The organism is Opitutus sp., assembly GCA_024998815.1.
GTDB lineage: Bacteria > Verrucomicrobiota > Verrucomicrobiia > Opitutales > Opitutaceae > Rariglobus.
In genome coordinates this window covers 982,371-993,602 of the sequence record JACEUQ010000002.1, presented here as the reverse complement: position 1 = coordinate 993,602, position 11,232 = coordinate 982,371, and the positions used below count along the sequence as shown (strand labels likewise).

Here is an 11,232-nt window from a genome sequence, read left to right as displayed (position 1 = left end):
GAGTGGGAGGGACGACCTCCGTGTCGTCCGTGTTAGCGAGAGCGGGAGGGCAAAGGGCGAGAGAACGATTAAGAGTAGGAGAATGAGAACGATTCTGCGGTGCGGAGCTCAGGCAGCCAGTGCCGAGCGGGCTGCAGACTCCTCGGCTAGTTTTTTGGAGGTGCCGTGGCCGCTGCCGAGCAGGCGATCTCCCAAAAAAACCCGTGAGGTGTACTCCTTGGCGTGGTCCGCGCCGCCACTGGCCTCGGTTTCATAACGCAAGGCGCCGCTGCCGTGGACAGGCTGGAACCGCTCTTGAAGGCGCCCCTTGGGGTTGGCGTTTTCAATCTGCAAACTCGCAAGGCGTTCTTCGAGAGCGCCATAGATGCGCAGGATAAACGCCTGCGCGATGGGCAGGCCGGCATCCAAAAGGATCGCGCCGACCACGGCTTCGTAGGCGTCGCCGGCGGCGGTGGGCGATCCGCCGGTTTTTTGCTCGGCGGTGCACAGGCGCAGCAATGGCGGAATCCCCAGTTCGCGCGCCAGCATACCCAGGAAAATCCCGTTGGTCAGGGCCACCCGCAGCCTGCTCAGTTCGCCTTCACGTTCTTGCGGACGCAGGTGAAACAGCGCCTCGGTAACGACAAACTGGATGACCGCGTCGCCCAAAAATTCGAGCCGTTGGTAATGTTCACCGTCCTCGGGGTGCTCATTGGCGTAACCGGGGTGGGTGAGCGCCTGCAGCAGCAAAGCCGGTTTTTTAAACGTGTATCCAAGGCGGGCCTGTAAGGCGGTTAAAGGGGAGGGTGCGGTGATCACGGTTAGAAACTCGCATCACAAAGGCTCAAACACCCAAAAAAGCAGAGCCAAATCGGTTGGGCGAATCGGGCCGCAATCCGGATCCCTCAACCCCGGATGATTTAGCCGCAAAGAGGCGCAAACGGCGCAAAAAACGGAGTGGCTTCAGGTCCCCCCCCCCCCCCCCTTTTTTTTGCGGCTTCTGCGCCCTTTTGCGGCTAAATCTCCGATCCCCCTTTTGGTGAGGCTTGGTGGTCGTGGGTCGTTTTTGTGTCCTGTCGTGCTTTTCGTGGCCAACGGATCGGGTATCCCCACCGAAAACATCGCCCCAACTTGGATTTAACTCTTAGATGCAATGCCGGTAAGACTGGTTAACGGTGAAACCAAGCCACGAACTCGAATCCACCCAACCGGTTAACCGCAAAAGGCGCGAAATTACGGAAAAAACGAACCACCTGACTTCTGATGCCTCCGACTTCGCGATATTTCGCGTTTTTTGTGGTTAAAAATGCTGATTCCGGGGTTGATCCCCTTTTTTCGACTCCTGCGCTTTTTTGCGGCTAACTCATCGTTTCGCCCAGCAGTTGCGTTTTTCTTCGCGCTACTTTGCGAGCCTTCGCGGTTAAATGGATCGGGGCCTTCGTTTTTGAGTCACGTCGTGCTTTTCGTGGCCAACGGATCGCGTGCTTACCTCCCCCTCTGCGGACTCAAATGTTCCGTCTATCACACTAAAAATTAGATGCTTTCGGGGTGGTTCCCTTTTGCGGCTTCTGCGCCCTTTTGCGGCTAAATCTCCGATCCCCCTTTTGGTGAGGCTTGGTGGTCGTGGGTCGTTTTTGTGTCCTATCGTGCTTTTCGTGGCCAATAATCTGTCGCTTACCCCGCGCGCCTCCCCTTTGGGATTTGTCCCCTTGGGATTTGAGATTTACCGCGCCGCGCGGTTGATGTCACGACGACGCGCTCGCGTAGCGGCGCAGCCCCCGGTTGAACACCCAAACCGCCAAACCCATCCACGCGATCGTCACGGCGAGCAGCCACAGCGTGTTCAGCGGCTCAAAGCCGTGAATCAGCGTGTTGGCCGGCACATTGCTCACCACCACCGCCGGCAATATCCACACAAAGACGATGCTGCTGACCCCCTTGAAGGCCTGCCGTGGCAGACGGGAAAACTCCATTAAGGTGAAATAACTCCCCTCAATTCCCTGCGCCGACCCGAGCCAAAAGGTGAGCGATACGGTGATCAGCAAAATGGCGTAATTGATCAAAAATCCGCACAGTAGCATCAAAGCGTAGAGCGCCACTTCCACGAATGAGGGCGACAGCCCCAACTGGCGCGCCGCATAAATCACAACGGCGGCGGCGACCACCGCGTTGGCCAAGCCGTCGAGATCGACTTTGCGCGTCGAAACCATAACCAGCGGCTTACCCGGCTGGGCCAGAAAGAAGTCGAAGTGCCCGCTGCGGATGTTGCGGGCCATCTCGAAGAGGTTACTCCACACGAAGCCCATGATGAAGCGCTGCACCAGCATCGAACTGCCGACCAGCAGGAGCATCTCATAACGTTTCCAACCGGCGATCGACTCGGTGTGTTCATAGATGACCGCGACGAGCAGCACGTTGACCACCATCCAGAACAACTCTACGAGCGACCACATGATGAAGTCGAAGCGAAACATCAGCGTGCGCACGATGGAATAGCGCGCTCCGGCCAGCCATATACGCAGGTAATCGAGAATCGTCATCGGGTGGGGTGGGGGGCTGACTGGCTTTATACCATTTATGTTTCGATTTTAGGCTCTAACGCAAAGGCGCAAGGAACCGAAGAAAAGGCTCTTCGACAGTTTCAGTGGATAGGTAATCGCGAAACCAAGACACCGAATTTTTAACCGCGAAGACGAACCAGAGATACGCGAAGCGGATAAATTCAATTGATTAACAAGTGATTGCGTTATTCTTCGCGCACCTTCGCGAGCCTTCGCGGTTAAACGGATTAGGGGCCGTTTTTGTGTCATTTTGTGTTTTTTGTGGCCAATGGATTGAGCGGCGACCCACTGGAATCGTCGAGGATGCGGAGAAGCGCGGGAAATCATTTCTTTGTAACACTTCGCGAACTTTGCGTCTTGGCGGCTTTGCGTTAAAAATAGGCTCGTTCGTTTAAGCTGCCGGCTTTAGCCGCCGACGGCGGTGTGGCGGCGCAGGCCGCGCGTCCAGAGCAGTTGTGCAAGCCCCAGCAGGGCCACGACCCAGAAGGCCTGAATACACAGGCCGGACAGCGCTTGGGCTTGATCCAGCCGCCCCGTGAAAATCGCGGTCGGGAAATACATCTGGTAATAGTACGGCAGCCACTGCGAGACGCGGAATATCCACGCCGGCAGCAGATCGAGCGGGAACATTTGCCCACCTAGAATCGTCTCGATCGCCAGCGACAGGATGATGAACGACTGAATCTCCATGAACCAAAACGTCAGCAGCCCGAAGATGTAGGCGATGGTGAACTGAATGAGTGCGGCCATGACCATGGCCGGTAGTCCGAGGGCGATTCGCCACGCCCCATCAGGTAGAACCAGATGATCTTTAAGGAAGGGAAGGGCGACCAAAATGGGCAGCAGGGCCAGCGCTCCTGAGACGAGGCGGGCGGCCCCAAAAATACTTAACCGGTAAAGGTAATAGTTGATCGGCTTGAGCAGGAACTGGTTGATCAGGCCGTTGCGGATATCCTCGCTGATCTGGTAGTCCTCGTTGAACGCGCCGATGAAAAACTGCATCAGCAGGATGGCGATGAAGTAGGTGAGCGTCTGGTTCAGGTCGAAGCCCCCGATGGTCGTTTGGCCCTGGTAAGCCGCGCCCCACAGGATGAATACGAAGGCGAGGTGAAACAGGGAGAACAACGCACGCACCGCAAAGCCCCACCGGTAAACAATGTTACTTTGCAGACCGATCAGGAAGGCGTGCCGGTATTTAGCGAAGACGGACATGATGCGAATCGAAGGGGGCGGAGGACGGAGGCGGAGGGGAGTTTGTTGCCGAAAGAAGTAGCGCAGACTTCCAGTCTGCTCCGCACTCTACGGCAGGCTGGAAACCTGCGCTACCTCGGGCGATTAACAGCTATGTTTTATCTTAAAACCGCTCCAGCTTTAGGCGCCCGAACCACCGCCCTATTTCCCGTTCAAGCCGAAGCGCGCGATGAGCTCCTTGGAAAGGTTCTTGTACGCGGTGGCGCCCGGCGAAAGCGGATCGTAGTCGAAGATGGTTTTGCCGAAGCTGGGCGCTTCGCTCAGGCGCACCGTACGCGGGATAACCGTCTTGAAAATCTTATCGGCAAGGTGGGTTTTAACCTCCTCGACGACCTGCCGCGACAGATTGGTGCGCGTGTCGAACATCGTCATCACGACTCCACCCAGCTCCAATTTGTTGTTAAGCCCCGCGTTTTTAATACGGTCGAGGTTGCGCAGGATTTGGCCGAGACCCTCCAGCGCCATGTATTCGCATTGCAGGGCGATGAGCAGAAAGTCGGCTGCCGCCAGGCTGTTCATGGACAGCACGCCCATGGCGGGCGGGCAGTCGATGATGATGACGCGGAATTTTCCCGAGGCTTTCACCGGTGCGATGACGTCGCGCAGACGCGCCAAGTAGTTTTCGGTCTGCGCCAACTCGATTTCGGCCGCCGCCAGGTCCTCCTCCGACGGGATGAGCGATAGGTTCGGGTAGGCGGTCGGGGTGATCATCGCCAGGGCGGTACCCTCGCCACTGAGCGGACCGTAAAGGCTGCGCCCCGCCTTCTTTTCCACTCCCACCGCGCTGGTGGCGTTGGCCTGCGGATCGAGATCGATGAGCAGGGTGGGAATTTTCTTTTCGGCCAGAGCGGCCGCGAGGTTGACGGCGGTGGTGGTTTTGCCGACGCCGCCCTTCTGATTGGCGATGGTGAAGACGAGAGTGGACATTTTTAGAGTAAATAATGCCCACGGACCAAAGTCCAATGGGCAAGACCGGAAGACCGTCCGGCTGCGTCGCGCTTCCTGCAAGGCCAAATAAAAAAAGCTAGGTTCCTCGACGTTTTCTCAGGCTTAGCTCATTCCGCAGATTCGCACAATCGATTGATGCAGCGTTGGCCGTCCCCGGCAAATTCCTTCGTCCCTTCGCGGCTAAAGGGGGGGCATTATACCATTCACTTCCAGTAGGTCGGTAAACGTGAAACCAGGTCACCGGATGTTTAACCGCGAAGACGAACCAGAGACTCGCGAAGTGGTTCCTCGACGTTTCCGGTGGGTTGTGGGGTATTAAACCAGACCTTCGGAGTGTATCACAGAGCCGAGCCAAAGCGCCGACACCGAGTTTAAAGACAGGGAGTCCCCATAGACTTCGTTGGTTTTGGCGCACGCAAACTCCCTTTATACTGGATTCCTTACTCCTTCCTGGTTTTGATATTACAATATTTAAATCGGTTCTTCGGCAATTTCAGTGGCTAAATGATGAGCAGCGAAGTGCGCATTAAGAATGGGTGCCGTCGGATTTTAACCCGAACTCCTGAGTTGGCGGCGATGAGTTGGCGCAAGATGCTGGAGCAGATGATCGTGAGTGAATCCCCGAGGTGCACTAAATAGCGCTTCGAGTGGGTGAATGAACGGTCAGATGCCCAGCAGGTTGCACCAGATCGCGCCGACCAACTCAGGCGTTCGGGTTTAATGCAAAGACCACCAATCCCTCGCAAGGGTCCGAAAAGCCGAGGAGGCAACACCCACCCTACGCGGAAGACGGAGGGTGGCCGCAAAGAGACGCAAACGGCGCAAAAACCGGAGTTCTTTCGATCGAAGACTGTTTTTTGCGACTTCTGCGATTTTTTGCGGCTAAATCATCCGTTTTTTTAACCCTGAAGGTGTGGGCGTGGTTAGAGATCTTTTTGTGTCATTTTGTGGTTTTCGTGGCCAATGGGTTGCGGCTTACCCACCGGAAACGACGAAGAACCCTTAAATCGCTGCTGCGGATCGAACTCTGTGTGCTCTGTGTCTGGGCTCCGGCTCGGCTCTGTGATACCCCTCCGAATGTCCGTCAGTTCGATTTTTCGCCCACCGGAACTATCGAAGAACCCGCGAAGTGAATGAAGTTAATTGAAAAACAATGGTTTGCGTTGTTCTTCGCGTGCCTTTGCGAGCCTTCGCGGTTAAACCCGAACTCCTGAGTTGGCGGCGATGAGTTGGCGCAAGATGCTGGAGCAGATGATCGTGAGTGAATCCCCGAGGTGCACTAAATAGCGCTTCGAGTGGGTGAATGAACGGTCAGATGCCCAGCAGGTTGCACCAGATCGCGCCGACCAACTCAGGCGTTCGGGTTAAATGGATCGCTGCATTGGTTTCGTGTCATTTCGTGTCTTTCGCAGCCCAAACGCCGCACCTCACCTTCGCGCCTACGTCAAATACGCGTTCCTAATTCAAATTAATTTGAACTCAGCGGAGGGTTCCCCTCTGCTTGCCCCCATGGCCGCCACGATGTCACAACCCGCACTAGATAGCCCCCCGGTGGCGCCGATTGAACTCAATCGCCTCACCACCGGCGAACGCGAATTGATCGCCGTGTTTGTGCAAATGACGCAAACCCTCGGCCTTCCCCGCTCCCTCGGTGAAATTTACGGCCTACTCTTTGCCTCGCCCCAACCCCTGGCTCAGCAAGACATCGTCGCTCGCCTAGGTATTAGCAAAGGTTCGGTTAGCCAAGGCCTGCGCTTTTTGCGCACGATTGGTGCCATTCAACCCTGCCCCGACGCTAACGACCGCCGCGAATGTTTTGTCCCCGTGGTTGAACTCCGCGCCCTGGTGGGCGGCTTTATCCGTGAGCGCATCACCCCGCAACTCTCCGAATGGACCGACCGCACGCAAAAAATCAGTTTGCATGATTTTAAGATGGCTGAGCACCCCGCGCCGAGCCCCGCTGAACTCAGTTTAATTAATAATCGCCTAGAAAAGCTCAAGACCTGGCACCAACGAGCCGAATTGGTATTACCGCTGATGGGCAAACTCATCGGCTAGTGGTTCGGTTAGTATCTATAGTCAGTCGGGTTCACATTTTTGATTAATCCTTCCCGCTTCGGGAAGTGACGGGGCGAAGCTGGGTCTGTTCGTTTAAATCAACAAACAACGACACGACCACATAGGCCATTGTACTATCTAATTATTCGAATACTGAAGGCCTAACCCCGTTCGAATTATCTCTGAAGGGGCGAGCTAGAGCCTCCTCGAAAAGCCTTTCGCAACGGGCGTATTCCCGCCCCGGCCGGCCACTGGGGGCGCAAACAGCCCTGAACGGACTCGATTTACGTGTTCACGAAGGGGCGGCGGCCTAAAAACAGCCCCGGCCCCATCACTAAGGTCGCTTTTCCAACGGCGAAGTCCACGGCGGTTCGCTCCGGGGCTTTTACACCGAACTAATTGAACCGATTTGGGTTAGCCGCGACGAGCGAAGCGACTCAGGCCGCCAAGGGCAGCGGCTTTTCCTGAGACCTTCTGGCGCGCACCAAAATCATCCGGTCAAAGTTGTGCGCGAGGATCTTCAGGGTCAGTTCGCTGCGCACCGCCGCCAACCCGCGACGACCCGGCCGGCCGAACCCGTGGTTGAACTTGAGCGTAAACATCAGCGACTCGATCGCGCTGCGCTCGGCGCGAAGCGTGATATAATCCTGGTGGTTCCACAGTTCCTCGCCGAGCAAGGCGCGCCCCTTGGCGCCGGAGATGCTCACCTTGGCCACCTTCAGCTCGTATGCCTGCGCCAGCCCTTCGGCGCTGGAGTAGCCGTCGTCGACGTTCGCGCTCGCCGGCACCAGGCCCGTGTTGGCGATATTCTGGATCAGCAGGGGCACCAGTTGCTTGCAATCAGCCACGTTGCCCGCGTCGAGAATCAGCGCGGTGACAAAACCGCCGCGGCTGCGGGCCAATTGCGGCTTGTAGCCAATCACCGGTTCCCGCCCGCCTTTTTCAATAAAAGCAGCACTGCGATCGGCCAGGCTGAGGACCCTTTCCCTCGACTTGGTCTTCACCCCATCATGCACCCGCGCAATGCTTTGCTGGATCGTCGTAATCACCGCGACCACGTCCCCGTGGATGCAGTCCAGTAGGTCTTCCGCGATCCGGCGCTTGGAGGGCCGCAGCTTGGCCAGTTTAACATTTGCTTCGGCCTCTGCGGCTTCTACTTGGGTGAGCAACTTGCCGCCCAACTTGCAGGCGATTTGGTAAAACTGGTCGTAGAGCAGCCGGAGTTTTTGGGCTCGGCGGGGACCACCACCCAGCAGGGCGATGGCGCGGGCGCTCTTTCGCAACTCCTCCAGCCAGTGGTCTTTGAAGCCATCCTGCAGCGAGTTAAGCCCGACCTGGTCGAGCTTGCCGCCCATGCGGTAGGCTCGCTCAAAGAGGCGGTAAATGATACCGGAGTCTGTTGGCCAGCAACTGGATGCCTTGATCGCCGTGCTGTCCAGGGTGATATCGGTAAACGAATCGAGCCCTTCGGCCAAAATATCGGCCAATTGGGCCCGGTGGATCAGGGCGAGAGTACTCTCACTCAGGCGATTTATCAGGGGGCCAACGGTATTAGGTGCAGGCAGCGTGTACCCCAAATCATCGAGCAAGGTGCGCAACGATGCCGATTCAAGCAGCACCATCCGGGGGCAGGCACTGTATTGCGACCCCAAGTAACCGGTGGCCATGGCCGTGATAAAAACCACAACAGCGGGGGTGCGCGGACGCCCTGCGGCGAGGAACTCGGCTTGCGTTTTTTCCGCCGTGCCTGACGCCGGCACGGCGAACAACGCCTCGGTCTGCGCCAGTTCGAACTCCCGGTCCTTCCGCCGTTCGCGCTTTTCCGCCATGGCGTGGGCGTCGAGATCGGCGGTCATGGCCACTTCGATTTCGGGGTGGGACCGCCAAAAGCGCTGTAATTGCAGTAAGAAATCACCAAAATCACTGCGCGCCGGGGTTGAAAAGAAGTCGCCGGAGGGATAAACGATCGATTCGTTACTTGATAATTTAACGCCGCTACTTATTTTGTTTCCTGTTTTCATGCAGTATAATACGGCACTTTTACAGTAAACTTAAATCACATAAGTTGTTTTTACTAGAAAAAACCAAAAACCTTTTCGAGGAGGCTCGAGCTAACCTGGTCTGACGATACCCCCACCTTAACTAAGCGCCATTCCCCCAGACCACTTTGGGTTTATTTTCTTTGGGTTATCTCTTTGCCGCTGATGTATCCATGTAACGCCCCGACCCCTTTTGTGACCCCTCCTATCCCCTCCGCTTTTTCGTGTCCTTTCGTCTTTGTGGACCTCGATGCCTCGGGACGTTTGGTCAGCATGACCATTGAGCATGCCAAGACATCCGCTTCGATTCGGGATTTTAGCTTTGAGGAACTCCTTGCCTCCTAACTTGCCTAAGACGGTCATTTTATTGCGGCAGCAGAGATGTGTAGTTAAGGCGTAGCTTTCGTGTCATTTCGTACCTTTCGTGGGCAACAATCAGCTGGGAGCTAAGAGCTAACAGCTAGGAGCTATGAGCTATGAGCTCATTTGAGTTAGTATGGTTTTTTGCATGTTGCTCCAATTCTTCCGTGTATTCCGTGTGTTCCGTGGACAAATCCTCGGCCTTTCGTGTTAGTTCATGACTTACGGGAGTAAAATAGTAGCGAGTATCGAGTAGTGAGTAGCGGGTAGTCGGATTAGAGCCTCCTTAATTTCCGAATCTTCCGTGTATTCCGTGTGTTCCGTGGGAGAAAAATGCTGCGGCTCGACAGGTTTAGCTTTCGTGTCATTTCGTGCCTTTCGTGGGCAAAAATCCCTGGTTTGTGACTTTCCTGAAACGCCGGTTCATTTTTCCTTGAACTCAGCCGTTCATCCTCCACAACCCTCCTCCACACCACCGAAATGAGTGGGACGTGACGGGGCGAAGCTGGGTCGATTCATTTAAAATCAACAAACAACGCCCCGACCCGAATGGCACTGAGTTAGGCCCGACCGCCCCAAAGGGGGCACTCTACCACAACCTAGGGCAACACCCTAGGAATCATGAGGTAAAGTGCACAAGCCCTGAAGGGGCGATCTAACCAGGTCTGCCGATAATACCCCTTAACTAAGTGCCATTCAGGACTGACCCATTACGCCTGACCTCGGTTGAAATTCAATAAGTTGAGGCCTGACCCCTTAGGCCTGACCGCTTGAGCGTTGGATGTTGAATGTTGGATGTTGGATGTTGGATGTTGAGCGTTTGATCGGGTGTCTTCCTCATTCATGTATCCATGTAACGTCCCGACCCCTTTTTTAGTGTCCGCAGCTTTCCAAGCCGAAATCGAAAAATCCCATTTAGTATTAGCTTAAAATTGCGACTTTAGCGCAATCGGAGTTCATTGATTTTGGTTTCCGGGATCGATCTCCACCTTTCCTGTGATTACGTGTCATTCGTGGGAAACAATCAGCTGGGAGCTAAGAGCTAATATTGGAACGTTGGATTTTCAATGTTGGACGTTACGCTGAATGCCTTTGCATCCAATGTGTCCATGTAACGCCCCGCCCCCTTTTTAAGTGGCTTGGGCAACTTAATTCTTCCGTGTATTCCGTGTGTTCCGTGGGCAACTCCTCCGTTTTTCGCGTCATTTCGTGACTTTCGTGGGCAGATAATATTTTTTTGTCTTTTTTAATATAATCCAGCCATTCCTGAACTTTCTCGATTTTATGGTTTAGTCATTTACATGAACTACCGGGAACATGATCCGGCGCATTTCCATGCACGGTATCAAGGTTTCGAAGTGAGTATCGAGCTTGAATCAGGTCGGGTGACTGGCGAGATGCCTAGAAGAGCATTACAGTTGATTTTTGAGTGGATGGACTTGCATAGAACCGAACTCTTTGAGAACTGGAGCCGGGTTAAGGCACTCGCTCCTTTAAATAAAATTGAACCATTACCCTAATCATGAATAAATTCCTACATGTGACTAAAGTATCCTATCTGCGTGATTATATACTTGAACTCACTTTCAACGATGGAGTCACGGGTGAGCTAGATTTACGGGGTGAGTTAAACGGAGAAATTTTCATGCCGTTGACCGATAAAAACTTTTTTTGTAAAGTTTACCTAAATCCGGATACAGAAACTATCGAATGGCCGAATGGGGCTGATTTCGCACCTGAGTACCTCCATGCCAAAGTTCGCGTGCTGGTATAGGGCCGTACCGCCGTTCGGGTCATGTCGCGATTTTCGTGGGCAATATTCAGCTGGGAGCTAGGAGCTAGGAGCTAGGAGCTAATAGCTATCAGCTCTTAGCTCATATGTGGACGTTAAATGTTGAATGTTGGATGTTGAACGTTGCTCCGACTGCCTTAGCCAAAAGTGGATCCCTGTAACGTCCCGCTTCCTTTTCGGTCGCTCTCTCTATAATCCGATTCTTCCGTGTATTCCGTGTGTTCCGTGGGAGAAAAATGCTGCG

Annotated in this window: 9 protein-coding genes; 4 read left to right on the top strand and 5 right to left on the bottom strand. The window is 54.7% G+C overall.

Annotated elements, in window-relative coordinates:
- Positions 1-108 precede the first annotated feature (108 nt).
- From rnc to H2170_12090, 4 genes are all read right to left on the bottom strand, one after another.
- Positions 109-798, bottom strand: a complete 690-nt coding sequence (rnc, locus tag H2170_12105; GenBank protein MCS6300819.1) for a ribonuclease III — start codon at positions 796-798, stop codon at positions 109-111.
- A gap of 926 nt (positions 799-1,724) precedes the next feature.
- Positions 1,725-2,519, bottom strand: coding sequence for an ABC-2 family transporter protein (locus H2170_12100; protein ID MCS6300818.1), 795 nt, complete (start codon positions 2,517-2,519; stop codon positions 1,725-1,727).
- A gap of 426 nt (positions 2,520-2,945) precedes the next feature.
- Positions 2,946-3,755, bottom strand: a complete 810-nt coding sequence (locus H2170_12095) for an ABC-2 family transporter protein (protein MCS6300817.1) — start codon at positions 3,753-3,755, stop codon at positions 2,946-2,948.
- Positions 3,756-3,932: 177 nt separating this feature from the next.
- On the bottom strand, positions 3,933-4,718 hold the full coding sequence (locus H2170_12090; GenBank protein MCS6300816.1) for a ParA family protein: 786 nt from the start codon (positions 4,716-4,718) through the stop codon (positions 3,933-3,935).
- A 1,542-nt stretch (positions 4,719-6,260) separates the two neighbouring features.
- On the opposite strand from H2170_12090, the gene H2170_12085 reads away from it, so the two are divergent.
- Complete coding sequence (locus H2170_12085; GenBank protein ID MCS6300815.1) at positions 6,261-6,797, top strand: transcriptional regulator; 537 nt, start codon at positions 6,261-6,263, stop codon at positions 6,795-6,797.
- Positions 6,798-7,234: 437 nt separating this feature from the next.
- Here H2170_12085 and H2170_12080 read toward each other — a convergent pair whose 3' ends face one another.
- Positions 7,235-8,818 (bottom strand): transposase, encoded by a 1,584-nt coding sequence (locus tag H2170_12080; protein ID MCS6300814.1) that lies wholly within the window; start codon positions 8,816-8,818, stop codon positions 7,235-7,237.
- 213 nt (positions 8,819-9,031) lie between these two features.
- Here H2170_12080 and H2170_12075 point away from each other — a divergent pair, with 213 nt between their 5' ends.
- From H2170_12075 to H2170_12065, 3 genes are all read left to right on the top strand, one after another.
- The gene (locus H2170_12075; GenBank protein MCS6300813.1) at positions 9,032-9,181 is read left to right on the top strand and encodes a DUF2283 domain-containing protein; all 150 of its coding nucleotides are present in this window, start codon (positions 9,032-9,034) and stop codon (positions 9,179-9,181) included.
- A 1,316-nt stretch (positions 9,182-10,497) separates the two neighbouring features.
- Positions 10,498-10,716, top strand: coding sequence for a DUF4160 domain-containing protein (locus H2170_12070; GenBank protein MCS6300812.1), 219 nt, complete (start codon positions 10,498-10,500; stop codon positions 10,714-10,716).
- Between the two features lie 2 nt (positions 10,717-10,718).
- Positions 10,719-10,970: a DUF2442 domain-containing protein gene (locus tag H2170_12065; protein MCS6300811.1), complete on the top strand. Its 252-nt coding sequence runs from the start codon at positions 10,719-10,721 to the stop codon at positions 10,968-10,970.
- Positions 10,971-11,232 lie beyond the last annotated feature (262 nt).

Coding starts and splice junctions, on each gene's coding strand:
- H2170_12100 (MCS6300818.1), bottom strand. CDS start 2,519: ATGACGATTCTCGATTACCTGCGTATATGGCTGGCCGGAGCGCGCTAT.
- H2170_12090 (MCS6300816.1), bottom strand. CDS start 4,718: ATGTCCACTCTCGTCTTCACCATCGCCAATCAGAAGGGCGGCGTCGGC.
- H2170_12085 (MCS6300815.1), top strand. CDS start 6,261: ATGTCACAACCCGCACTAGATAGCCCCCCGGTGGCGCCGATTGAACTC.
- H2170_12080 (MCS6300814.1), bottom strand. CDS start 8,818: ATGAAAACAGGAAACAAAATAAGTAGCGGCGTTAAATTATCAAGTAAC.
- H2170_12070 (MCS6300812.1), top strand. CDS start 10,498: ATGAACTACCGGGAACATGATCCGGCGCATTTCCATGCACGGTATCAA.
- H2170_12065 (MCS6300811.1), top strand. CDS start 10,719: ATGAATAAATTCCTACATGTGACTAAAGTATCCTATCTGCGTGATTAT.